Source organism: Kiloniella sp. EL199 (assembly GCF_900313065.1).
GTDB lineage: Bacteria > Pseudomonadota > Alphaproteobacteria > Kiloniellales > Kiloniellaceae > Kiloniella.
The window spans coordinates 75,648-99,302 of sequence record NZ_OMPU01000006.1 but is presented as its reverse complement, the minus strand read 5'-3'; the positions used below and the strand labels follow the sequence as shown (position 1 = coordinate 99,302).

The 23,655-nt window shown below is 42.5% G+C and carries 22 protein-coding genes and 1 pseudogene; 5 read left to right on the top strand and 18 right to left on the bottom strand.

Annotation, left to right across the window (positions count from 1 at the left end; all coding sequences use genetic code 11):
• Positions 1–13 precede the first annotated feature (13 nt).
• From D9A03_RS03845 to D9A03_RS03785, 13 genes and pseudogenes are all read right to left on the bottom strand, one after another.
• Complete coding sequence (locus D9A03_RS03845; RefSeq protein ID WP_120495910.1) at positions 14–1,240, bottom strand: ABC transporter substrate-binding protein; 1,227 nt, start codon at positions 1,238–1,240, stop codon at positions 14–16.
• Between the two features lie 70 nt (positions 1,241–1,310).
• Positions 1,311–2,375, bottom strand: coding sequence for a branched-chain amino acid ABC transporter permease (locus tag D9A03_RS03840; protein WP_120495909.1), 1,065 nt, complete (start codon positions 2,373–2,375; stop codon positions 1,311–1,313).
• 19 nt (positions 2,376–2,394) lie between these two features.
• Positions 2,395–3,288 carry a branched-chain amino acid ABC transporter permease gene (locus D9A03_RS03835; protein ID WP_120495908.1) on the bottom strand — a complete coding sequence of 298 codons (894 nt, stop codon included), beginning with the start codon at positions 3,286–3,288 and terminating at the stop codon, positions 2,395–2,397.
• A gap of 1 nt (position 3,289) precedes the next feature.
• Complete coding sequence (locus D9A03_RS03830) at positions 3,290–5,323, bottom strand: long-chain fatty acid--CoA ligase (RefSeq protein ID WP_120495907.1); 2,034 nt, start codon at positions 5,321–5,323, stop codon at positions 3,290–3,292.
• Positions 5,320–6,123 carry an ABC transporter ATP-binding protein gene (locus D9A03_RS03825; RefSeq protein ID WP_120495906.1) on the bottom strand — a complete coding sequence of 268 codons (804 nt, stop codon included), beginning with the start codon at positions 6,121–6,123 and terminating at the stop codon, positions 5,320–5,322. Before D9A03_RS03825 ends, D9A03_RS03830 begins: the two co-directional genes overlap by 4 nt.
• A gap of 131 nt (positions 6,124–6,254) precedes the next feature.
• Positions 6,255–6,650, bottom strand: coding sequence for a MerR family DNA-binding transcriptional regulator (locus D9A03_RS03820; RefSeq protein WP_254054969.1), 396 nt, complete (start codon positions 6,648–6,650; stop codon positions 6,255–6,257).
• 1,397 nt (positions 6,651–8,047) lie between these two features.
• Positions 8,048–9,040 carry a rhodanese-related sulfurtransferase gene (locus D9A03_RS03815; RefSeq protein ID WP_120495904.1) on the bottom strand — a complete coding sequence of 331 codons (993 nt, stop codon included), beginning with the start codon at positions 9,038–9,040 and terminating at the stop codon, positions 8,048–8,050.
• A gap of 155 nt (positions 9,041–9,195) precedes the next feature.
• Entirely contained in the window at positions 9,196–9,693 is a 498-nt protein-coding gene (locus D9A03_RS03810) for a GNAT family N-acetyltransferase (RefSeq protein ID WP_120495903.1), read from the bottom strand.
• Between the two features lie 48 nt (positions 9,694–9,741).
• Positions 9,742–9,990, bottom strand: a pseudogene (locus D9A03_RS03805) (response regulator); the annotation flags it as partial.
• Between the two features lie 86 nt (positions 9,991–10,076).
• Positions 10,077–10,652 carry an ATP-binding protein gene (locus tag D9A03_RS03800; RefSeq protein WP_120495901.1) on the bottom strand — a complete coding sequence of 192 codons (576 nt, stop codon included), beginning with the start codon at positions 10,650–10,652 and terminating at the stop codon, positions 10,077–10,079.
• Between the two features lie 51 nt (positions 10,653–10,703).
• Positions 10,704–10,925: a hypothetical protein gene (locus D9A03_RS03795; protein ID WP_120495900.1), complete on the bottom strand. Its 222-nt coding sequence runs from the start codon at positions 10,923–10,925 to the stop codon at positions 10,704–10,706.
• A gap of 14 nt (positions 10,926–10,939) precedes the next feature.
• Positions 10,940–11,314, bottom strand: coding sequence for a hypothetical protein (locus D9A03_RS03790; protein ID WP_120495899.1), 375 nt, complete (start codon positions 11,312–11,314; stop codon positions 10,940–10,942).
• Positions 11,315–11,372: 58 nt separating this feature from the next.
• The gene (locus D9A03_RS03785; RefSeq protein ID WP_120495898.1) at positions 11,373–11,720 is read right to left on the bottom strand and encodes a response regulator; all 348 of its coding nucleotides are present in this window, start codon (positions 11,718–11,720) and stop codon (positions 11,373–11,375) included.
• Positions 11,721–12,555: 835 nt separating this feature from the next.
• Between D9A03_RS03785 and D9A03_RS03775 the strand changes: the two genes are divergently transcribed.
• On the top strand, positions 12,556–12,987 hold the full coding sequence (locus tag D9A03_RS03775; protein WP_120495896.1) for a GNAT family N-acetyltransferase: 432 nt from the start codon (positions 12,556–12,558) through the stop codon (positions 12,985–12,987).
• Between the two features lie 58 nt (positions 12,988–13,045).
• On the opposite strand, the gene D9A03_RS03770 is transcribed toward D9A03_RS03775, so the two are convergent.
• Positions 13,046–14,293, bottom strand: a complete 1,248-nt coding sequence (locus D9A03_RS03770; protein WP_120495895.1) for a threonine synthase — start codon at positions 14,291–14,293, stop codon at positions 13,046–13,048.
• Positions 14,294–14,598: 305 nt separating this feature from the next.
• On the opposite strand from D9A03_RS03770, the gene D9A03_RS03765 reads away from it, so the two are divergent.
• Complete coding sequence (locus tag D9A03_RS03765; protein ID WP_120495894.1) at positions 14,599–15,561, top strand: LysR family transcriptional regulator; 963 nt, start codon at positions 14,599–14,601, stop codon at positions 15,559–15,561.
• A 41-nt stretch (positions 15,562–15,602) separates the two neighbouring features.
• Here D9A03_RS03765 and D9A03_RS03760 read toward each other — a convergent pair whose 3' ends face one another.
• Positions 15,603–17,831 (bottom strand): CHASE domain-containing protein, encoded by a 2,229-nt coding sequence (locus D9A03_RS03760; RefSeq protein WP_162937961.1) that lies wholly within the window; start codon positions 17,829–17,831, stop codon positions 15,603–15,605.
• Between the two features lie 264 nt (positions 17,832–18,095).
• On the opposite strand from D9A03_RS03760, the gene tcyJ reads away from it, so the two are divergent.
• The 3 genes from tcyJ (at position 18,096) to tcyN (ending at position 20,408) form a co-directional block, all read left to right on the top strand.
• Entirely contained in the window at positions 18,096–18,902 is an 807-nt protein-coding gene (gene tcyJ, locus D9A03_RS03755) for a cystine ABC transporter substrate-binding protein (protein ID WP_120495892.1), read from the top strand.
• A 65-nt stretch (positions 18,903–18,967) separates the two neighbouring features.
• On the top strand, positions 18,968–19,633 hold the full coding sequence (tcyL, locus tag D9A03_RS03750; protein ID WP_120495891.1) for a cystine ABC transporter permease: 666 nt from the start codon (positions 18,968–18,970) through the stop codon (positions 19,631–19,633).
• Positions 19,634–19,658: 25 nt separating this feature from the next.
• Positions 19,659–20,408, top strand: a complete 750-nt coding sequence (gene tcyN, locus D9A03_RS03745) for an L-cystine ABC transporter ATP-binding protein TcyN (RefSeq protein ID WP_120496369.1) — start codon at positions 19,659–19,661, stop codon at positions 20,406–20,408.
• 74 nt (positions 20,409–20,482) lie between these two features.
• Here the strand turns inward: tcyN and D9A03_RS03740 are convergent, their stop codons facing one another.
• From D9A03_RS03740 to D9A03_RS03730, 3 genes are read right to left on the bottom strand one after another with little or no spacing between them, the layout of a single operon-like run.
• The gene (locus tag D9A03_RS03740) at positions 20,483–20,950 is read right to left on the bottom strand and encodes a response regulator (protein WP_162937960.1); all 468 of its coding nucleotides are present in this window, start codon (positions 20,948–20,950) and stop codon (positions 20,483–20,485) included.
• Positions 20,944–22,425 carry a histidine kinase dimerization/phospho-acceptor domain-containing protein gene (locus D9A03_RS03735; protein WP_120495890.1) on the bottom strand — a complete coding sequence of 494 codons (1,482 nt, stop codon included), beginning with the start codon at positions 22,423–22,425 and terminating at the stop codon, positions 20,944–20,946. Before D9A03_RS03735 ends, D9A03_RS03740 begins: the two co-directional genes overlap by 7 nt.
• Positions 22,426–22,434: 9 nt before the next feature.
• Positions 22,435–23,358: a phosphate/phosphite/phosphonate ABC transporter substrate-binding protein gene (locus tag D9A03_RS03730; RefSeq protein ID WP_162937959.1), complete on the bottom strand. Its 924-nt coding sequence runs from the start codon at positions 23,356–23,358 to the stop codon at positions 22,435–22,437.
• Positions 23,359–23,655 lie beyond the last annotated feature (297 nt).

Here is a 23,655-nt window from a genome sequence, read left to right as displayed (position 1 = left end):
TGAGAAAGTATGATTAGTAACCAACCCAATCATCACGACGTGGAAGCGTCATTTCGGCAATGCGCTCAATATTTACAGCACCATCTTCGAAAGAACCCTTGTTGATAGAAACAACAGTGCTTCCGCGATGATCTTCCGGTGACCAGCTGGATGGCAAACAAACACCTTCAAGGCCTTTAGGCGTCCAGTTCTGGTTCACATACATACCCTTTTTAATGTTTTCCCCAGTCAGACCACCATTGGCTTTGGCCCACTCCATCGCTTCTTTCATGTAGTATGCTGAGCAAACACCACGAATGTAGTGATGTGTTGGTTTTGCATCTTTAGAGAAACCACTCTCATCCGCAATTTTATAAACAAGTGCCATCCCATCCGCGGCAGCATCCCAGAAAGGCGTTGCCGTCGGGAAAACATAATCTTTTGCTTCTGCAGCCTGAATAGTCAGGTAATCGCCGGCCCAAACATTTCCCATATAGGTCACATCAGCCCCAACAGTGTTACAGGATTTCAAAAGAGAAATCACAGAGCCACCAAGGTTACCAACATAAGCGTAGTTCGCACCGGACTCTTTAATGGTTAAACATTGTGCTTTAAAGTCACCGGGACCAAGTGGAACAACAACCGGAGGAAGAACCTCTAAACCCAATTCTGCTGCATACTCACCGCAGCCTTCTTTGGGCGCATTTGGATAGGGATGATTATCTCCAGTGTGGACAAATTTCGGATTAGAAATGCCTTTTTCTTTCGCGTCACCCGCAGCCCACTGTACAAGCGCACGGCAAGCATCCGTATAAGACGGGCCATAAAAGAAGTTGTAAGGTGCTGGTTTTTTGGTTTTAGGATTCTTACCCATTGGGTCAGTCAAATGTCCCGAATAGGATGCAGACCAAACAGGAACCTGATCTTTCGCTACAAATGAGATCAAAGCTTCCGTATCACCAGTTCCCCAGCCTTGTAGTGCAATCATGCCCTTTGATTTCCACTTTTTATAGTTCGCAATCGCTTGCGGTACTTTGTAAGCGTAATCAATTGTCTCCATTTCAATCTTGGTGCCATCAATTCCCCCAGTCGAATTGATGTAATCAACGGCATCACGGACCCCAGGACCGTAGAATTTACTAACAAAAGATGTTGGACCTGTGTAATCAACAAGATGGCCAACAAATACAGAATCTTCTGCCAAGGCCGGGCTACTAGCTGCCGCCAGGGCAAGTGTTGCTGCGAGAATACGCTGCTTCATATCTTCCTCCCTTTTAGCGGCATCATTATTATGCCTCCATTCCGGCCGCCACGGAATGGACTGCTCTCCCTTAATGAGAGAATGGATAAAGTTTCCAGCTCGCCCGGATAAGACGCCAACGATGAATAAGTCCTTCTGGTTCAAAGATAAGAAACAGAATAATCACAGCGCCAACGGACATTTCTTTGATGTAAGCTTTACTTTGCTCAATACCTTCAAAAATCACGGCAGCTCCACTCGCAACCTCTTCCATGAACTGGGGTAGCAGCAAAATGAAGATTGCCCCAAGCAAAGAGCCTGAAACGGATCCAAGACCTCCAATGATGATCATTGCCAAGAATTGAATGGATAGTAGTATTGTGAAACCTTCGACAGAAACATATTGCAGATAGTGCGCATAGAGAGCACCACCAAGACCAGCAAAGAAGCTTGAAACACCAAAAGACATAATCCTGTATCGGGTTAGGTTGATACCCATAATTTCAGCGGAAAGATAATGATCACGAACAGCAACCAATGCCCGTCCATCTCTGGAACGACGCAAGTTACTTACCGCGAGAAACGAAACAACAACCCAAAACAGAACGAGATAAAAATACTTCTGATCAGTATCCAGATCGATACCGAAAAAGTTCACAACTTCTGCTGCAGATCCGTAAGCCCCGCCGGAAAACCAGTCAGCACGAGCAAAGAAATCTTGCAAAATAAACTGGGATGCCAGCGTAGCAATTGCAAGATAAAGCCCCTTGAGACGTGCTGCAGGAATACCAAATATCATACCGATCGCTGTGGTCATCAAACCTGCAAGTGGGATGCAAATAAAGACAGGTATGCCAGTCGTATTATTTAACCAGGCGGATGCAAAGGCACCAAAGCCGAAAAAGGCAGAATGGCCAAGGGAGATTTGTCCTGTGAAGCCAACCAGAACATTCAAGCCAAGCGCTGCAATTGCATAAATCCCGATCAAAATCATCTGACTGATATAAAAATCATCAAAAACCAAGGGTGTAAATAACAGCGCAAAAATACCTAAATATATGGTCCAGCCTTCTACTTTCGTGCGAAACAACGATGTGTCTGCGCTATAGCTGGTTCTGAAATCACCACAAGGGCGCGGATGAGGAACATGTGACATAACTTAACCGCTCCCTTTCTTAGATGCGTTCAATATCTTTGGTGCCGAAAAGACCATAGGGTCTTATCATCAGAATAATGATCAGCACATAAAATGGTGCAACAGTATACATGTTGCCAATGTGGAAGAACTGACCATCAAAGAATTCCGCCAGATTTTCCAGAAGACCGATAATGACACCACCGATGACGGCACCCACGATTGAATCAAGTCCACCAACAATAACAGCAGGAAAAACTTTAATCCCGATAATCGCCAACGAGTTAGAAACAGCATTCACAAGCCCCAGAACAACACCTGCAATACAAGACACCAGCGCAGAAATAGCCCAAGCCATTGCAAAAACTTGCTTAACTGAAATCCCAAGAGACTGCGCCACCTGTTGATTAAAGGCAGTCGCACGCATTGCCAGGCCATAGCGGGAAAATTTGAAGAAGTAATAGAAAAGCCCCATCACGACCAAAGAAAGTACCAGAGACATCAAATAAGCCGTTTCGACCTGTAATCCCCCAATAGATATTGTTTCATCACCGAAAACTGATGGAAATCTCTCAGCTGAATTACCAAAAACCCAATTCATTAGAGCTTGCATAAAGATCGAGAGCCCAATGGTCACCATTATCACTGAAATAATAGGTTCACCAATCAATGGTCTGAGAATAACCATTTGAACCAGAATGCCAAAGATCGTCATAAAGGCCATGGCGAAGATAAAGGCGAGAACAAAGGGCAATTGCCATTTCATGACAAAAAACCAGCACACCCATGCCCCTAGAACAAGAAACTCACCCTGAGCAAAATTTACAACCTGTGTAGATTTATAAATCAACACAAAACACATGGCGACAACACCATAAAGCAAACCAACAATGATGCCATTGACCATGAGTTGGAACAAAAGATCCCAGTTCATCTTAACGCCCCCCAGCCAGCTGTTTTTCCGGGCGAGGACTTGCGCCATCAGACCCTAGGTTTTCAATATTAAGCGTGGTAACAATTCGTTGTTTTGAGCCATCCTGAAAATGAATCACGGTATCAATATCAACATGATCATCATTAGAATAAAGACGGTCAATAATATCCCCGTATTTATCCGCAATCACACCTCTGCGTACCTTTCGTGTTCTTGTTAGCTCCCCATCATCGGCATCCAGTTCTTTGTACAACAACAAAAATTTCTTGATCTGCTGCGCTGGTGGCAAGGTCGCATTGACCATTTCAACTTCGCTTCGGATCTGTTCATAAACAGCAGGCTGTGCAGATAAATCAGTATAGGTCGTGAAACGCAGACGACGTTTTTCCGCCCACTTGGATACGATAGGATAGCGGATACATATCATTGCAGTCAGATATGGTTTATCTGCACCTAAAATAACGGCTTCCGCAACGTAAGTCGAAAATTTCAATTTGTTTTCAATATATTGCGGGGAAAACTTCACACCAGAAGTCGTGCTTGCCAAGTCCTTGATACGGTCAATAACAACCAAATGCCCGTCATCATTAAAATACCCCGCATCCCCGGTCAGGAACCAACCATCGTTTCCAAAAGTTTCTTTGCTGGCTTCCTCATTTTTATAATAACCACGCATCATATTGCCGTGGTTAACAACAATCTCACCAAGGCCTTCTTTATCGGGGTTATCAATTCTAAGTTCGACACCTGGCATCGGTGAACCAACTGTTTCATGATTGACGTCATCAGCTTTGTGAATAGTATGTGCCCCCAGTGCTTCAGTTTGGCCATAGAGTTGGCGCAATGGAATACCCATAGAGAGGAAAAATTTAAAAGTGTCCGGCCCCATAGCCGCGCCACCAGTGGCGGCGGATTTAAGATTTTTAAAGCCCAGACGGTCACGAAGAGCACGCATCAACAACCATTCGGCAGCAGAAGATTCTTGCCCCTTTTCCAGCGCATCTAATGCTTTTTTAGCCCCCCAATCATACATCTTTTGTTTCCAGGGGCTTGAGTCCATCATTCGAGCTCTGACATCCGCGGCAATTGTCTCCCAGACTCTGGGGGCTAAAAGGACAAAACTTGGACCTACCTCTCGCAAATCAGCCATAACAGTCGACTGTTCTTCTGGGAAGTTGACCTTCATTCTTGAAATTAAGTTCCAGGCCACGGAATACATCTGCTCCATCACCCAGCTCAGAGGAAGAACGGCAAGATATTCATCATCAGCTGTCTTCGGGTCCGCCCGAAGATACGATTCCGCATGACCAAGAAATGCGCGGTGCGGCCACATGGAAAGCTTTGGATTGGATGTGGTGCCGGATGTTGTGCACAAAACAGCAACATCATCGGTATCTGTTGCGCTAATCAAAAGATCGTAGGCGTCAGTATTTTTATCCAGGACATCCTGACCAATCTTCTCTAACTCTTCCAGAGACAGCAATCGAGGATCGTCGTATTTACGCATTCCCCTCGGATCGGTGTAAACAATGTGTTTGATAGAGGGAATGCGGTCTTCCAGATTAAGAAATTTATCAACCTGTTCCTCATCTTCTGCGATGACAATTTTTGGTTCCGTATAATCGGTCAGATATGCAATTTCGTCTTCCAGTGCATCCCGATAGATACCCATGCTCATTGCACGACAGGCATGTGCAGCCACTTCACCCCAAACCCATTCGACCCTGTTATCACCAATCAAGACAACAGTATCGCCTTGGCCAACTCCCAATTCACTCATGCCAAGTGCCATCCGGCCAACATGGTCGTTAAAATCTTTCCAGGTAAAGCGGTTCCAGATCCCGAACTCTTTTTCCCGTTGTGCGACCACATCTGGAAAATGCGTTGCATTATAGGCGAGAATTTTGGGCAGTGTATCATAAAGCTCAAGATCGACCTGATCCCCAGCCTTCTTTTTCCAAGCAATATCATCCCCGGAAATGACATGAGCATTTTTAACTACGCTTAGATTTGGCTTTTTATCAGTCTCACTCATAGCGCAACCGCCTCTGCTTCTTCATCGTGAAGGAGATCGTCCTCTTCCCCAAGATAAGCATGCTTAACGTGTTCGTTTTCCATGACTTCATCCGGCAAGCCCTCTGCGATTTTTTTACCAAAATCCAAAACCATGACCCGGTTTGAAATGTCCATGACAACCCCCATGTCATGTTCAATCATTACAACCGTCACACCCAATTCTTCATTGAGATCAAGAATATAGCGCGCCATATCCTCTTTTTCTTCAAGGTTCATGCCCGCCATTGGTTCATCGAGCAAAATAAGATCCGGATTAATTGCAATTGCCCGGGCGAGCTCAACACGTTTACGCAAACCATAGGATAAAGTACCCGCAGGCTCATTTCGAACATGTTGAATTTCCAGAAAATCAATAATGTCTTCAACGTCGCGTCGGTGTTTCAACTCTTCTTTTCGTGCGCCGCCAATCCAATAGAGCATCCCGGTAAAGAAGTTGTTTTTCAGCAGGTGATGACGCCCCACCATAATATTGTCCAGAACGGACATATGGCTAAATAGGGCCAGGTTCTGAAAGGTTCTCCCAATCCCCATAGCAGCACGATCATTAATTGATCGTCCAATCAGACTTTTGCCATTATAAACAATCTCGCCTTCCTGCGGTTTGTACCGACCGGAAATACAATTAAGCATAGAGGTTTTACCAGCCCCGTTGGGACCGATGATAGAGAAAACTTCCCCCTTACGAACGGAAAAACTCACATCCGTTAAGGCTCTTATTCCGCCGAAGCGAAGGTTAACACCTTTCGCCTCGAGCAACATGTCGCCCGATTGAACCAAACAACTTCTCCCTGTCCGCGACAAATTTTGCCACTATCCCGTTGGTATTCAGCAACTTTATTACCCAAACTACTGAATGTAGATTTGTTGCACACCACTAGTTGATCAAAAGATCATATTTCATCAGTTTGAACAGTGTTATTTTTTATTTCATCCAAACGTTGTGATGCCACTGCTGTTACCCGCGCCATTTCAGAGAGAATTTCATCAATATCCTCTCTTTTTTCAACAAGCTTGGAACGATGTTTAGCAATACATTCGAGCAAACGTTGAATTTGACCACTCTCCCCCGGCTCCAAATCATACATCTCGATGATTTCGCGGATCTCGGCCAAAGAGAACCCCAAGCGCTTTCCTCGCAAGATCAAAATCAATCTCGCACGATCACGCGAAGAGTACAGCCTCTTACGGCCTTCCCGATGTGGGTTGAGTAACTTTTCGCCCTCATAAAACCTCAAGGTTCGGGTTGTAATCCCAAACTCATGTGTAAGTTCTGTGATGCTATACAATCCCTGTCCATTCATACTTTATTTTTGTAACATCTTACGTAAAGGTCAATTAAATTATTTATCCATCAGACAATATTTTAAAGAACAAGCCTAAAACAATAGCTTTCAATCTCCTTAAAACATCGAATTAAATGATTGATAACAAATATTATTTAAGATTCCCAATTACAACTTCGTGTTACTTCAGCAGGATAATGACATCTGCTTATTTGCAGATAAACGTACAATTTCGCATCCAAGATCTGCAAAATAGCAGAACTAAGTTTAATGCACATGCCTGAAATCAGTATAAACCTATTAAATTTAACGATATTTCCCATCTAATATCATCATATACAGCGAATTGTTTGTAATATTATTTCTTATTATTTAATATTAAGGCACTCATCTTTACAAAGAACAAAACCACGGAAGTCAGGTTGTAAATTCAACCCGATTTCCGCAATTTCAGAACTCCCGACATCCTACGATGGCCTCTTCCCTGCGATGATCATATAACTCAAAAATGATCATACGGAAAAGGCCGCCTTGGAGGATCCGGATCTGTCGGCAACCCAATGTCTTTACGAACAGATGCCGGCAAATCCCGAATACAGTTTTCAACAGATTTCCTCTGAAAACACTTTATAATACAACGAAATAGCTTGATAACTATAGTCATGGCTTACTCCAAAAAAATGAACGCATGACTGTCTTGATGGTAAATAGTTACTCGTACACATTCAAAGTTCGAATACAGTTTTCACGGCAAAAAAGCTACCGTGAAATCCACACTCAATAACCACGGACAAGATTAAGAAAATCTAGCCGCAAGGATGATCAATGCGTCACAATCGCGACAAACAAAGATCTTATGCCGAATGATCGAATTTGTAATGAAAGGTGAACACTATTTTCAGACAGTCAGTGCCGAAAGATGAGGCATCAAATGGATTTATCCCTGATAACTTCCATAGAATGCTGATCCGAAAAGACGAGTAACATAAGCCGGAAGCGAACACATCCCGTATGCACTCGTGCGGATATATGCAGAGGCCGATTTACGAGTCATGAAACGTTCCTTGTTAAAGCTTAAAGTAGTTCACATCCAGATAAATACCCGCTTTAGATTTTTTTGCCAAGTATCGTATCGAACCCAAACCCAATTAATCTGGAAACGTTGCAAAACAGCAACAGGCTATATTGTCACCATTTACAATTCTCGTTCCGGCCAGGCCTGACAGCTGCCCTATTTTGATGTTGCTTTCCATCAACATCAAAATCGACAACTCATATTCATAAAACTTCTTTTGATATTACTGACTGCATGATCTCACCGGAACTTGTTTAATTTAGGTAGAGTAAATATTTACACCACCTAAATCTTCAAAACCGATAAGCGATCACCGATAATAAGATCAACTCTTACCCAGAGTAATCTTCTTCTGCTTCTCTCTGATCTGCTGTTTTTCTTCGCGGCGCTTTTCAATAATGGAAGCCACCTCGCCCCCAATATGATCAATCCCGCGCTGTTCCGAAAGTACGATCTGTTTCTCACGCTCTTCAAAGCGCTTTAATTGCTCATCAGTCAAATTTTCATGACAATGATGGCAGGAAACACCTTTGCGATAGTGTTCACTTTGCTTGTCTTCTTCGGTAATTGGCATACGACAGGCAAAACACTGATCATAAACACCTTTTTCCAGGTTATGTTTCACCGCTACGCGGCTATCAAAAACAAAACATTCACCTTCCCACAAAGATTCTTCTTCCGGTACTTCTTCGAGATATTTAAGAATACCGCCTTCAAGATGATAAACATCTCTGAAGCCCTGTTCTTTGAGATAGGCAGTCGATTTTTCGCAACGAATACCGCCCGTACAGAACATCGCAACTTTTTTATTTTTTGCGTCTGACAGGTTTTCCTCAACATAAGCTGGAAACTCTCTGAAGGTTGCTGTCTTGGGGTCAATGGCATTTTTGAAAGTACCGATACCAACCTCGTAATCATTACGGGTATCGACCAAAACCACATCAGGATCTGAAATCAATGCATTCCAATCCTGTGGCTTGACATAGGTACCGACGATCTGATTAGGGTCAATGCCTTCGACACCCATCGTAACAATCTCTTTTTTGAGCTTTACCTTAGTGCGATGGAACGGCATCTCGTCGTGATAAGACTCTTTTGTCACCACATTCTTTAGGCGTTCATCTGCACGAATATAAGCGTGAAGCGCATCAATTCCTTCCTGGGAAGACGCAACAGTGCCGTTAATACCTTCGCGTGCAAGCAATAATGTCCCTTTGACATCGTGATGCAGCATAAATTTATGAAGAGGTTCCCGAAGACTTTCAAAGTCTTCTAAAACGGCAAAGTGGTACAGTGCCGAAACAACAATCTTTGACATTCTCTTTCCTTGTGCGGGCTGGAACGTAAAACCAGAGCTACAATATGTGGTGGCTATATATCAAAGGTGAAAAAAAACATCAAGAACATGAGGCATCATAGCAGAGTTGCAGTATTCCCTTTGTCTTGCTCCCCTCGCGTTCAATATACGCTGAATTATGCTGTATCCAGTTTATATTTTTCAAAAACGGCCCCTTCCAGCTCTATCTCTTCAATAAATTCAGCACCAAGCCGCTTAAGAGCGGCTGTTTTTGTTCGGGATAAAGGTAGTAAAAACGTTACAAAGGGGATGCGATTGTCAGCCTTTGCAAAAGCCAGCGCTTTTCTGGTTATTCTCTGTCCAAGACCAAAGCATTCAGGCTTTAAAACCAATCCAAAATCCCATTCATTATCTTCTTTTTGAAATCCACCCCAGCCAACATAGGTCTCTTCATGCAATATGGCCCAATGCCCAAGGCCATCACGACACCAGCACTCTTCTTTGGCCTCAATAAACCTTACAAGAGCATCTCTATCCCATTTAAATGTGAGCAGCGGCATGTGCTCTGCCACACGCGGATCAGACATATGAGACATGATCTCATCCTCTGGTACATCACGTAATTGTACGAAGCTAATCTGATCTTCTGATTGATCTTTGAACTGTCTTGGCATGTTTATCTATATGAATAAGACTAAAGAGGTAAGAATTTCATCAACTTATCATAGTTGCATCAAATCACAACTTTGTGCTGAAGACATACCACGATCATCATTCGATGTTGTGCACATGATAATCGGCAATGATTTGATTTTCTCGTCTTTACGCAGGTTCTGTAAAAACTCAAACCCATCCATAATCGGCATATTGATATTTAGAAGAATAAGATCAATCACAGGATTTTCTGATGATTTTAAAACCGTTAGGGCTTCCGCCCCGTTTCTTGCCAAGTGAAGTTGGTAGCTAAGGCCATCCCGCTCAAAAAAGAAGTGCTTGCTGCGTCAATCTGATATCAAGATCGTCATCTTCAACAAGCAGAACATTTGCCAGTACGGTTTCATCCTGATTTTTTTTCAGTCGATACAAGTTTATTATGTTGATTTGCCAGTTTTTTATCTTTTGAACGACCATTCATCTGCAATGTAAATCTAAATACACTGCCGCCCTTGTCAGATTGCTCGTACCACATCTGTCCATCGTGGCGTTCTATGGGCTTTTTACAAATGGCAAGGCCAAGGCCTGTCCCCTTTTTCTCCTCACTAAATCGCGCAAACGGTTCAAAAATACGCTCGGCATATTCCAATGAAATTCCGGGACCATTATCAGCAACAGAAACGGTCGCAAACTCAAACTCCTCTTTAATCGAAATGGTAATTCTCGGGCTTTTCTTATCATTATGAATGATGGCATTCATCAGCAGGTTTTGAAACAACTGCATTAATTGCGTTTCATTACCATGAACTGAAAGGTTTTCATCATTCACAAGAGTAATCGTATCATCCTTGAAAATACGCTTGAGATTGCTTTGCGCACGTTTGATAACAGTGTCCAGAGAAATTGGTTCTTTTTCATAATAATCATCAAGAGCATCCAACTTGGTATAACAACGCACCATATCAATCAGGCGATCCATATTATTTGTCGCCGTAATAACGTGAGAAAAATACTCCTGATTTTGAGTGGTTTAATCCTGTGTTGTATCAATAAGCTGAAGGAATGATCGGATCATTCGAACAGGTTCTTTCAAATCATGTGCAAGCGCACGGTTGAAAGTTGTCAGAGAATCACGTTGCAGGGCAACTTCTTTGGCCAGAAAAGCGCGTTCGATCGCACATTTGATGACGCGGTTAAGAACTTCTGCGTTGATTGTATCTTTGGTTAGGTAATCCTGAGCCCCATTTTTCATGACCTCAACGGCGACTATTTCATCACCAAATCCCGATCCTGCTCAACAAAATGCTGAGAAAAAGAAGTAAAGGATATGTTGATGAAATCATTAACACTTGAAAGGTTTCGACCTGATACCGCCCCACCAGCAAAAGGATAAAACCATTTGGTCATCGCGTTATTCATAAATAAAGTATCGCCGTTCAAGGATACCTGCCAAATGGCTAACCGATCTTCCTTTTGTAAATCATGTAAATCACTACAGGAAAGAGAAGTATGCTCTCTAAGTTTATCTATTTTCTCAAGGGCAGTTTCCGTTAAATGTTTAGCAAGTTTAGCAATACTCAGATTTTGCGCTTCCTGCCGCATTTGTGCACGCTTTAATTCATTGTTTTTCTGCCGGAGCATCTGGGAACCTGATCCTGTTCAATCGCATAGCGAATGGTCCGTTCCAATAAAGCTCCTGTCATTTCATTTTTAGGGATAAAATCTGCCGCACCAGCCTCCATCGCCGCATGATCGATTCAGTACTTTCCATGCCGGTCATTACAATACAGGGGCATTGGTCATTTTGATTGGATTGATGTTCTAAAAGTTCAATTCCTTTACCGTCATGGAGGTTATAATCAACCAACGCAGCTTGAAAACTAGCGTTATTCTCCAGCGCTGTTTTTGCTTCGGTAATAGAACGCGTCCATTGCAAATCAAACCGACTATGTGAACGAGATAGCAGCGCTTCAATAAGCAGCTTATCCCCTTCATTATCATCAACAATCAGGATTTTTGTCTTTGAATCGCCTGTGAATTGTTCCATACAGACTTTCCTTCAAATATTGCGAGCCACATTAAATCAAAGATCTGCTACCAATACTGAACAAACAATCATAAATGGAAATATTAACGATTTCATAAAGAAAGAAATTATACACAAAATCAGTGTATCATATGTACATAACGCATCTTAACTTTCTAGGTTAATCGCATTATGTATATGGATGAATACATGTATATGGATGAATACAGCATCAAAAATCCCCCGTTAAATTAACCCCAGATCAAGAGTTTCGCAAAGAATCGACCACAACCATAGGAGTTATTTTCATATTTGACTGTTATTTAAGAAAGCCATCGAAACCTTGATTGGTTTCGAACACTACCGCAGATCCCTGGGGTTTTTTACAATTCACAGAAATACGAGAAATCGTATCTGTCTTATAATTAAACTGGCGCTTGCTAACGCTGTAAAATCGGGCAAGAGAAAAAGTGCGGCTTTCTCCTTTTTTAAATTCTGATCTCTCGGGTTCATGCCAAAATCCGCTCGCACCATTCAAAAGAACAACACACCCCTCAAGCTTTCGGGTATCAAGATTCTTCACCCCCACACTCGTTTTACTCAAGCCAGTCATCTTCATATCAAAAGCGTTGCTATTTTCCTTGCATCCCCATAAAAACAAAGAAACAACGAATAGTACCCCTACTTGTATAATCGTCCTCAATTTATTCCCCCCGCCTACGCAATGAATATTTGCGCAACCAACACTCGACGAACTAAAGATAGAAAAACCCTGAAAACTATCTATTCTAATAATATTAACAAAATCAAAACTCTCAGGAGTTTTCTACAACTTTTTGAAATTAAAAGCATTGCTATGAATTTACGCCAGATGAAATCATCCGATCACCCGGATCTTATAACTCTTTTTGAAGCAACCCCGGGTGTTGCTTTACGCGATGCAGACTCTTATGAAGCAACCAGACAGTATCTTGAGCGCAATCCGGGATTGAACTTTGTCATTGAAGATAAAGAAGAAATCATTGCCTGCGTTATGTGTGGACACGATGGTCGCCGAGGCTACCTTCAGCATCTGATTGTAAAACCGGATTACAGAAAGATGGGGTTGGGTGAAAGGCTTTTCACCGAGTGCCTTACAAAGCTGAGCCAAATAGGAATAGAAAAAACTCATATCTTTGTTTTCAAAGATAATGGAATTGCCAACGCTTTCTGGCTCTCTAAAGGTTGGATCTTAAGAGAGGACGTCAATCACTATTCCTATACCTCGTCCACCAGCATCAATGCCTGATTTTTGAATTGTACAGGAGAGCAAAAATTTTCGCCCTCCTGTAAGGACGTATCAGAACTTATATTTTTGAATAGTCAATGACCTGATTTTTATCCAAGGTTCGAGAGATAGGCGGCATTGGATACTTTAACCCGGTTGCACAGTTATAAAGGACTGCCCTATCAGTCTCCTTGATACGACCATCTGCCAATGACTGCTTATAAGCCGCATAGGTTGCAGCCCCTTCCGGGCAAAGCAAGACACCTTCTTTTTGTGCAACCTCTGCCTGAGATTGAGTAATTGTCTCGTCCGTGACCGCAATAGCAAAACCACCGCTCTCTCTGACAGCCCTTAAGATCAGAAAATCACCAACTGCGACTGGCACACGTATACCAGATGCATAGGTAAAGGCGTTTTCCCACAGAGGTGCATGCTCTTCACCGTCTTCGTACGCTTTAACAATCGGCGCACATCCCGTAGATTGTACAGCAATCATTTTTGGGCGTTTAGATCCAATCCAGCCAATAGCCTCTAACTCGTCAAAAGCTTTCCACATACCAATAAGGCCAGTACCGCCACCCGTGGGGTAAAAGATAACATCAGGAACATCCCATCCCAGTTGTTCAGCAAGCTCCAGTCCCATCGTCTTTTTACCTTCAATGCGATAAGGCTCTTTCAAAGTTGAACAGTCAAACCATCCGATTGACTCTTTTCCTTCACCAACGATTTTACCGCAATCGTTAATCAATCCGTTGACACGATAAACCTTCCCGCCTTGATACTCGATCTCGGATACATTCACTTCAGGGGTATCATCCGGGCAAAATATCGTCGTTTCCATTCCGGCCCGGGTCGCATAGGCCGCCATAGCTGCGCCCGCATTACCATTTGTCGGCATTGCAAGACGATTAACCCCGAGTTCTTTAGCCATTGAAACAGCCAGCGCCAATCCACGCGCCTTAAAAGAACCAGTCGGGAGACGCCCTTCATCCTTTACAATGAGCTCTCCACCCTTACCTGCCAGACTGGGCAAAGAGAGCAAGGGGGTCATAACTTCCCCAAGGCTGACAACGTTTTGGGCCTGTCGCACAGGCAGGAATTCCCGATAGCGCCAAAACCCTCCGGGCCTTGTAGCCAACGCATCCTTCGAAACAGCTTTGCTCAACGCTTTGAGATCATAGCGAACCAGAATGGGTTTCCCTGCGGGTGAAAGTCCGTGTAATTGTCCTGCTTCCAATCTCTCTCCTGTGTACGAGCACTCAAGATGTGTAACAAAATTTGGAAATTCATCGGTAATTGCGGGATCAAAAGAAGATTGTGGCTGCATCGAATTTCTCCTGGCGGGTCGCTGACAGAGCTGAAAATGTATTTACCAACATTGATCATGCCAAGGTAGTATGAGAAAAACCAACCCTTTTCATCTTCGTCATAAAAACCAATAGATAAGTTCAATTTTTCTTATGATATACTATTCAAGTTATTATTTTTAGAAATAATCTTTAAAAGGCAAGGCACAAGAAGAGGCCAAGCTCCTTAAAACGGAATCAATATTTAACAAATTATATTTAGTAATTTTTAATTCATTGATGCTAAAATACGAACTTAAATTACCGCATAACGAGAGTTTCCAAAATGGAAATAACAAAAGGATTAAATCTACGAGCTCTGGAAATCTTTGTAACCGTGGTTGAGAAAGAAAGCATGTCAAAAGCTTCACAACAACTTGGCATGACACAATCCTCAATCTCTCAGCACATTACCCATCAAGAACAACTCTTTTCTACCCTATTGTTCGACAGATCAGTTCGCCCGATAATCCTTACTCCTGTGGGCCGGATATATTATGAACATGCCCTTCGAGTACTTGAAACCGTGACTGAGATGTGGGGAACCTTGCATAACATTGATACTGCCCCGCTGAAGAAGATCAGAATTGCTGTTATTGATACTCTTGCTGATACATTAATTCCTGAGCTAACTCATTGTGTTGGCGAATTATATCCCGAGGGAAGCGTTACCATTACAAGTGGGCAAACTGATGATCATAGAGAAGCACTGTTAAACAGAAAAACAGACATCATTATTACTATGGATCCCATGGATGATATTGATCAAATGGAACGCTATCCCTTGTATCAAGAGCCTTTCCTTTTGGTGTTCCCCAAAGATTTTCCATATGAAAAGAAAGCATTTGATCATCTAAAAGCAACATTGCCATTTATCAGGTACACGCCAAGACTTCCGATCAGCCGCTTAATAGAACAACACTTAAGACGGCTTCGTCTTAACCTTCGTCATCGTTATGAACTGGATACCACCCGCGCCATAATTCCCATGATTGCCGCCGGGCATGGCTGGACATTAACAACACCGTCAGGGTTACTGGACTGCCGACATTTATTGGACAATGTTAAATTGTCCCCCTTGCCTTTTACAAATCTTTACCGGACGATATCCCTTGTCGCACGTGAAAAAGAACTCGGAGACTTGCCGTTACAACTCTCGAAATTCAGTATTCAATATATACAAAGCAATAGAATATTAGGGATTACAAACGATTCAGACTGGATGCTGAGGAATACAACTTTTTACTGATGTAGCTTTTCCCCCAAATAAAGACAGATATCAGCCAGACATCAGGACGGATTGCCATATTTTTGAAGCGTTGTGTCCAATTGTTCTTCTGTAAAGGGTTTGGTGATCACACAATTCATACCGGCAGCCCTAAACTCTTTATGTCTTTCTTCGAAAGCTTCGGCCGTCAAACCAATGATTGGTAAATCTTTGGAGTTATTCGTCTTCCTGATAATATTAGAAGCTTCCATACCGTTCATCTCGGGCATGTGAACATCCATCAAGACAACATCAAAGTTCTGCTGTGTAACAGCATCAACAGCAAGCTGTCCGTTTTCAACGTGGACCACATCATGCCCGAATTTATTCAAGAAAGCTTTAGCAATAACCGCATTCATCATGTTGTCTTCTGCCAATAGAATCTGTAACTTTTTTCTTTGAATCTCAATGACATTGTCCGAAGCATTCTCCTTGCCCTGATCATTCTTTCCTTCCTTGACTGCAATTTCATCAGCATCAGGCAAAACAAAAGGAATAACGAGATGACAATGTGTCCCCACGCCTTCTTCACTGGTGATGATAATGGAACCGCCCATTAACTCAATGAGTTGCTTTACAATAGACAACCCCAAACCTGACCCGCCAAACTTCCGAGTGATGGATGTATCTTCCTGAGTAAAGGGATCAAAAATTGTTTCCAGCTTTTCGGACGATATACCTTTTCCTGAATCTTTAACACTCAACGCAATTACGCAATCAGCCCCATGGATAAAATTACTCGCACTACCTTGAAGTTCGTTCACACTCAAAGAAATCTCTCCTTCGGATGTAAATTTAAAGGCATTGCTCAGCAAGTTGAGTACAACCTGCTGTAAGCGTGTTCGATCACCAGCAACCCAAAACACGTCATCGATTTTCATATCAAGTGAAAAGGTCACACCAGTTTCTTTGGCATCTGAATTAAAAGGCAATACTGTGGCAGATATAGTTTCTGCAAGGTCAAATATCGCCATTTCCAATTCCATGCTACCTGCTTCAATCTTGCTCATATCAAGAACATTATTGACGATGTCCAGCAAGGATGAACCGGAAGAAAGTATCCCGGCAACTTTCTTGTTTTGATCTTTGCTCAGGGTAGTATCATTTAAAAGCTGTGCCATCCCCAGAATTCCATTCAAAGGAGTTCGAATCTCATGACTCATTGTTGCTAAAAAATTTGTCTTGGCCTCACTCGCCACTTCTGCTTTTCGGGCTATGATTTGAGCCTGTTTTTCTTTTTCGGATAAAAGTGCTGTTTTTATTCGCACCTGTTCAGCGGCAAATGCTTCTCGATTAACCAAAGCCTGAACCATGGCCATTAACATAACTGTCATGACCAAACCAGTAACAAGCACGTACCAGACGCTTAAATAACCCGGCATAAACATAGATGTACGTTTTTGCACGCTCAGGGACCACTTGCTTGTTTGAAATGGCAGTGGGATTTCATACCTTGGCTTTAAATCAGTTTCATAAAATGATGTTGCTATATCGGTAGAATTTAAAAAATTATTTGAGAATAATTTCTTTTCACTTCCCGGTACACTTACATCAATGATTTCCAGCCCCGTACTTGCACCAAGTGGATGCATAGCGAGAACGGAACCAATAATATGATCTAAACGGAAAACCCCCAGAATAAAGCCACGCAGAGCTTTATGGCGTCCCAGTAATGTTGTATGAGGAATATCAGATTCATAAACAGGTAACATCACAAGAACACCGTCAGCGCCCTGAGCTAACTTAATAGGCCCGACCGTAACTGTCTTGCCCGTATCTCTTGCAAGGAAAAGTCCGCGTCTTCTTGTTGTTTCAGAAGCAAGATCCAGCCCAAAGGCTTGCTGATTTTCTGGAAAAGGCTCAACGAAATAAACCGGATAGTATTCCTTGCGGTCTTTAGCACGAATAATGTGTCCGTCACGATCAAACTGTCGGAATTCAAAGTCAGAAAATCCGTAAAACCTTACGACATCTTCGGCCCCTCTTCGCTGATTGTGCAGTATCCTTGGTATCCATTCCAGCGCCTGTATGCCCTTTGCATCTTGTAACAACACATCAGTGAAGTGCGTAAAGTTATCACGGGTTACATTATCCGCAGTATCAAAATAAGCCTTGAGGCCGACAAGCTTGTTATAATTCTCAAGAACAGAGGCAGAAATCGCGTCTTTTAGTACTGTTGTATTCGCCTGTAATTCCTGTTGTTCATGCTCTCTATAATTTTGAAACACCATAAAAGCAGAAGTAAATGACAATCCACCCCCGATAAACAGGACTATTAATAATGTTCTATACCGTCCAATGTTCACGCACAAACTCACAACCATGAATAGCAGCAACAATCCTACACGATTAAAGGTAAACAAATTCTATTCAAAAGATCAAATTAATTTACACACAAATTATATGTGAATACCTGGTATTCACATATTGAATTGTTAAATAACTTGAAAGCGATATTCAATTAGTACATATCAGCGGTAATCAAATCTTGTTTAGCTAATAAAAAGTGAAGTATTATGAGTTACATAAATATCAAAAACATTCTTGCAGCTGCGACTTTTGCCGCAACGACATTCGGTCTCTCATTTACTGCTGCCAATGCAGAAAACGAAGAAAAACTGTTATCAACCATCAAAGATCGCGGCACGATCTTGATCGGATTGGAAGCGACTTATCCTCCTTTTAACTATCAAGACGAAAATGGCGAGCTTGTTGGCTTTGAAGTTGATGTCGCCAAAGCTGTCGCAGAACGTATTGGCGTCAATGCAGAGTTCGTTCCAACCAAATGGGATGGCATGCTTGCCGGACTGGAAACCGAGCGCTTTGATATTATCGCCAATCAGGTGACAATCACTGAAGAACGCCAAAAGAAATATGACTTCACGCGACCCTATACTGTATCAGGTATTCAGGTCATCACCCGCGAAGACAAACAAGCCGATTTCAATAGCCCAGCAGATCTTTCCGGTAAAACTATTGGTGTTGGTTTGGGTAGTAACTACGAAGAGTGGTTAACTCAGAACGTACCCGAAGCAAATGTTTCTACCTATGACGACAATGCTACAAAATTACAGGACCTTCTGGTTGGGCGTCTTGATGCATTTCTGAATGATCGTTTGGCTGCAACCTATCTGCTTGAAAATTCTGGTGGCCGCATTGTTGCTGCTGGCGAACCATTTGACAAACAACGCATGGGTATAGCACTCCGCAAAGGTAACTCTGATCTTCTCGACGCTTTGAATAAAGCATTAGATGAACTACGCGCAGATGGTACACTCGCAAAGATTTCCCAGAAATGGTTCAAATTAGACGCAACAAAATAAACAGATAAGCTAACCCAGATTTAATCCGATACCGCTGACGCCTAGCCAAATAAAATGGTAAATTCATGGATGCAATAATCGACCTTATCCTGAAATCAGTTCCTTTCTTGATGAAAGGAACTGCCTTTACCGTAGGCCTCAGCCTTGGGTCAATGATCCTCGGGTTAAGTCTGGGATTTCTTATCGCGTTCATGCATCTCTCTCCAGCAAGGTTCATTCGTTGGCCAGCGATGTTCTTTGTTTCCTTTATTCGGGGAACGCCACTTATCGTACAGCTTTTCCTCATCTATTACGGATTACCTGAATTTGGCATCCGACTGGACCCAATTCCTGCAGCTCTGCTCGGCCTTAGCTTGAATGTAGGTGGGTATACCGGGGAAATTTTACGAGGCGCCATCCAGTCCGTTGATAAAAACCACTGGGAAGCTGCCTATTCCATTGGCATGACCCCGGCACAGGCAATGAGGCGGTCCATCTTGCCACAAGCAATCCGTGTTGCCTTACCTGCCCTTGGCAACACATTCCTCAGCCTTATAAAAGATACTGCGATTGCTGCAACAATTCAGGTACCAGAGCTATTCCGTCAGGCACAGCTCATTTCAGCCCGGACTTACGAAGTCTTCGCAATGTATCTTAGTGCAGCCGCCATATACTGGATCCTCTGTATCATTCTCTCCAGACTGCAAAGCAAAATGGAACAACGATCAAACCGTCACTTGAGAGCAAACTAAGATGGACAATAACAACAAAGAAACAATGATTGCTGTCAAAGGTTTGCAAAAATCCTTTGAGAACAACCACGTCCTCTCTGACATTGATCTGAACGTACATAAGGGGGAAGTTCTGGCCATTATTGGACCTAGCGGTTCAGGCAAAACGACCTTATTACGCTGCCTGAACTTTTTGGAAACACCAAATAGTGGCAATATACGGATATCGGGCACAACGGTTGACGCATCACAAGACCTGAAGAAACAAAAAAAAACCATTCGTGCTTTAAGGAAGTCCGCTGGCTTTGTCTTCCAGAACTTTAACCTCTTTCCACACAGAACGGTTCTGGAAAATATTACCGAAGGCCCGGTTATTGTAAAAGGCGAAGAGCCCGGTTCCGCAGCAAAAAAAGCACGTAAACTTTTGAAAAAGGTTGGTCTGGCAAATAAGGAAGATGCCTATCCTTCTGCGTTATCAGGTGGTCAACAACAAAGAGTAGCCATTGCCCGCGCGCTTGCCATGGAACCGGATGTGATCCTTTTTGATGAACCGACATCAGCCCTGGATCCTGAATTGGTTGGCGAAGTTCTAAACGTCATGAAAGAACTCGCAACCGAAGAAAGAACCATGGTCATCGTGACCCATGAAATGGCCTTTGCCCGCGATGTCGCAGACCGCGTCATCTTCATGGCCGATGGTCAGATCGTCGAAGAAGCACCGGCTGAAGAGCTTTTTTCAGCCCCCAAACGCGAAAGAACCAAAAAGTTTCTTAAAAAGATACTCGAGAAACAATAGAACAAAGCTTTCACTGATTACTAATCAGAACCTTATATTGATCGGTCAGGATTAAATAAAAACCGCCACGCCTACTACGTATCATCAGTCGTCATGTGTCCATAACCTGAAATAACGGAAGCAAGCTGTTGTTCCGTAAAAGGTTTTGTGAGGATATCGTTCATGCCAGAATTTTTGAATTCCCGATGACGATCAGTAAAAGCTTCTGCGGTTACACCAATGATTGGCAGTACATCAGAACCTTTTGACTTACGAATAATAAACGTTGCCTCCATACCATCCATTTCTGGCATATGGATATCCATAAGCACCAAATCATACGCCTTATTTTCTATCGCATTTACGGCAAGTCGCCCATTCTCAACGTGCTCTACCTCATGACCAAATTTTTTGAGAAAAGCCTTCGCAATAACGGCATTTACCATATTATCTTCTGCTAATAATATTTGCAGCTTTTCATCATGAACGTTCTCGACAGACTTGGATTTGTCCTTATAACTCTCCGCTTCTTCTTTCGTAGGGAACTCAAAAGGTATCAACAATTTGAATTTGGTTCCCGCCCCCTCCTCACTGATAACAGATATACTCCCGCCCATAGATCCAGTAAACTCTTAACAATTGAGAGACCAAGGCCTGAACCGCCAAATTTACGTGTAATAGACGTATCTTCTTGAGTAAAGGGATCAAAAATCGTTGCCACTCTATCCGCTGCAATGCCTTTTCCTGTATCTTCTACAAGTATTTTAACCGTACATGCCGCGTTCTCAACAACATCAACATCATCGGTTTCCAGCTGAGAAATAGATAATCGCACCTCCCCTTCCTTGGTAAACTTGAAAGCATTACTCATCAGGTTCAGTACAATCTGGTTCAATCGAGTTCGGTCCCCTTTAAGCAGGGTAGATTGATCCACATTGATATTAACAATAACCTCAATCGCCTCTGCAGTTCCCATAACCTCGAAAGGTGCAGTAACAGCCAACGCAAGCTCTCGTAGATTAAAAATCGTGGCCTCCAATTCCAGGTTACCAGTTTCAATCTTGCTCATATCCAGAACGTTATTAATTATCTCTTGCAAAGATTGCCCAGAAGACAGAATTATTTCTATTTTGTTCTGTTGATCGGTATTGAGCTGACTATTTTTCAATAACTGTGCCATACCAAGAACACCATTTAAGGGCGTTCTAATTTCGTGGCTCATTGTTGCCAAGAAATTTGATTTCGCTTTATTGGCCAGCTCAGCCTGTTCTTTCAACAGGCTTTCACGCTCGGCTAACGTCTGCATTTCATTTCGAGAAACTGTAATTTTGGACAGGTTATCAGCCATTCTGTTGATCGACGTTGATAACCCACCAATTTCATCCTTCCCCTCGTACTCAAACCGCTTAGAAAAATCACCTCTCCCGATTAGTTCTGCTACTCCAGATAATTCATTCAAAGGGCGTGTTAGTTTAGAAGCAAAAACAAAAGCGGCAAAAACGCTTAAAATTAAAGCAGGTATAAGCACAATAATCTGGTTACGAAGTGATGTTTCCAAGGAAAGATTGAATTTATCCTGATCGACACCAAAGATGACATACCCCAAGTTTACTTTGTCTGTAAGGATCACCGGCCCCGCAATCCATAAATATTCATCGTCTTCAGCCGAGATTTCCCTTTTTTCAGAAAGCAACTTTGTAATCAGTGGTATATGTTCTGGAATCTTGTTCCGTAAATCATTCCCTCGCAACCCATTGGTTAGCACGCGTCCCTCTTTATCCAGGGCAAGAATAATATCAACATCACCGTGTTGCAGGTTGGCTGAAATAATGGAGCGAAGTTCTCGGATATCCAGCGTGTAGATTGAATTTTCAACAGCAAGTATGGTTCGCTGCAGTAGATTTGAGAGCCTTGTCAAGCTTGCTTCTTTACTTGATACTTTTACCTTGTAATAGGTAATAGAAAAAAGAGCGAGCGCAATGGATACAACCAATGTGGTCGCAAACAGGATTATTTTGTTTTTAAGCCCGAACTTCATTCTCCTGTCCTATTGCCCAGCACTTTGATTAATGGACACATCCCCTAAAAAAGGTTCCAGTCTTTTAATCTCCTGTAGTAAATCATCCGGAATTTCATCAAACTTTGTGGTTCTCTCAAAACGATTTAGAACTTCAGCACCTTCCTTATCTTCATGAGCAGTCTTCAACACTTGCCTGATACGCTTAATTAAATTCTCTTCAAGTCCAGAACGATGAACGACAACATGATAAGGCACATAAGCCGTTGTATGTAAAACCCTCATGGGTATCAATACGCTCTGAACGTATTCCAGATAATCATCCTCTGACATTGCTGCCGCAGCAACCAGATCACGTTCAAGCCACACCATTTGAGTTTCACTATCATAAGCCATGATAAACCCTATCTCTTCAGCGACAGGAAAAGAGCTCAGGCGTTCCAACTGATGAAGTTGATTTTGAGATTGTAATATTGCCAGAGCCGGAAGAACGTAACCAGATGTAGAAAAGGGTTCTTCAAAAGCGATAATCTTCCCGCGCAAGTCACTGATCTGTTGAATATCGCTACTTTCTGCAACGAAAATTACACTTCGATATTTAGCCCGCCCTTTCTTCCAACGTCGAAGCATGAATTGGGATCCAGACAATTTGTTGATAATCGAAGCTGTTATCGAACTATCAATAAAAAGATCTATTTCCTGCTGCTTCAACATCCCAACCATTTGTTTAATATCAGGCGCAATTACGACTTGGACTTCGTCAACACCATCATCGATCAGTTTCTCGGCAAGGAAATTTGCAAAGGGTGCGAAAGTTTTAATATCACCAACAGGTTCTGAACTAATCGTTCCAATCGTAAGGGTATCACTTTGCACCGTATGGGTGAGACCAAAAAACATTGCCAGTAAAACGAAAGTAAAACGGCAATAAGTTTGCATCCATAAATTTATCAAATTCAATCTCCGCCACGAAACAATGTCTCAACCATGAGTTAAAACTATTAAATTATAATTGAGAAAAGCGAGTTAGAGATAAACTTTATTTAGATTTCCACTGAAATTACTGCCCCATAAGTAAAACACTGATAAGGATAAATAAGCGAAACAATCATCATTATGCCTTAAATGATCTTTGCCCGTGACATTGCAAACCACGTTATTTTTATGGCTAATGGCCAAGTTGTAGTAGAAGCCCCAGCTGAAGCGCTTTTTCAATATCAAAACCGCGAAAGAGCCAAGGAATTTCTGAAG

Bases quoted from the DNA above. Each gene is read 5' to 3' on its own strand.
- D9A03_RS03845 (WP_120495910.1), bottom strand. From the start codon at position 1,240: ATGAAGCAGCGTATTCTCGCAGCAACACTTGCCCTGGCGGCAGCTAGT.
- D9A03_RS03840 (WP_120495909.1), bottom strand. From the start codon at position 2,375: ATGTCACATGTTCCTCATCCGCGCCCTTGTGGTGATTTCAGAACCAGC.
- D9A03_RS03835 (WP_120495908.1), bottom strand. From the start codon at position 3,288: ATGAACTGGGATCTTTTGTTCCAACTCATGGTCAATGGCATCATTGTT.
- D9A03_RS03830 (WP_120495907.1), bottom strand. From the start codon at position 5,323: ATGAGTGAGACTGATAAAAAGCCAAATCTAAGCGTAGTTAAAAATGCT.
- D9A03_RS03825 (WP_120495906.1), bottom strand. From the start codon at position 6,123: ATGTTGCTCGAGGCGAAAGGTGTTAACCTTCGCTTCGGCGGAATAAGA.
- D9A03_RS03815 (WP_120495904.1), bottom strand. From the start codon at position 9,040: ATGTCAAAGATTGTTGTTTCGGCACTGTACCACTTTGCCGTTTTAGAA.
- D9A03_RS03810 (WP_120495903.1), bottom strand. From the start codon at position 9,693: ATGCCAAGACAGTTCAAAGATCAATCAGAAGATCAGATTAGCTTCGTA.
- D9A03_RS03800 (WP_120495901.1), bottom strand. From the start codon at position 10,652: ATGGATCGCCTGATTGATATGGTGCGTTGTTATACCAAGTTGGATGCT.
- D9A03_RS03795 (WP_120495900.1), bottom strand. From the start codon at position 10,925: ATGAAAAATGGGGCTCAGGATTACCTAACCAAAGATACAATCAACGCA.
- D9A03_RS03790 (WP_120495899.1), bottom strand. From the start codon at position 11,314: ATGCTCCGGCAGAAAAACAATGAATTAAAGCGTGCACAAATGCGGCAG.
- D9A03_RS03785 (WP_120495898.1), bottom strand. From the start codon at position 11,720: ATGGAACAATTCACAGGCGATTCAAAGACAAAAATCCTGATTGTTGAT.
- D9A03_RS03775 (WP_120495896.1), top strand. From the start codon at position 12,556: ATGAATTTACGCCAGATGAAATCATCCGATCACCCGGATCTTATAACT.
- D9A03_RS03770 (WP_120495895.1), bottom strand. From the start codon at position 14,293: ATGCAGCCACAATCTTCTTTTGATCCCGCAATTACCGATGAATTTCCA.
- D9A03_RS03765 (WP_120495894.1), top strand. From the start codon at position 14,599: ATGGAAATAACAAAAGGATTAAATCTACGAGCTCTGGAAATCTTTGTA.
- tcyJ (WP_120495892.1), top strand. From the start codon at position 18,096: ATGAGTTACATAAATATCAAAAACATTCTTGCAGCTGCGACTTTTGCC.
- tcyL (WP_120495891.1), top strand. From the start codon at position 18,968: ATGGATGCAATAATCGACCTTATCCTGAAATCAGTTCCTTTCTTGATG.
- tcyN (WP_120496369.1), top strand. From the start codon at position 19,659: ATGATTGCTGTCAAAGGTTTGCAAAAATCCTTTGAGAACAACCACGTC.
- D9A03_RS03735 (WP_120495890.1), bottom strand. From the start codon at position 22,425: ATGAAGTTCGGGCTTAAAAACAAAATAATCCTGTTTGCGACCACATTG.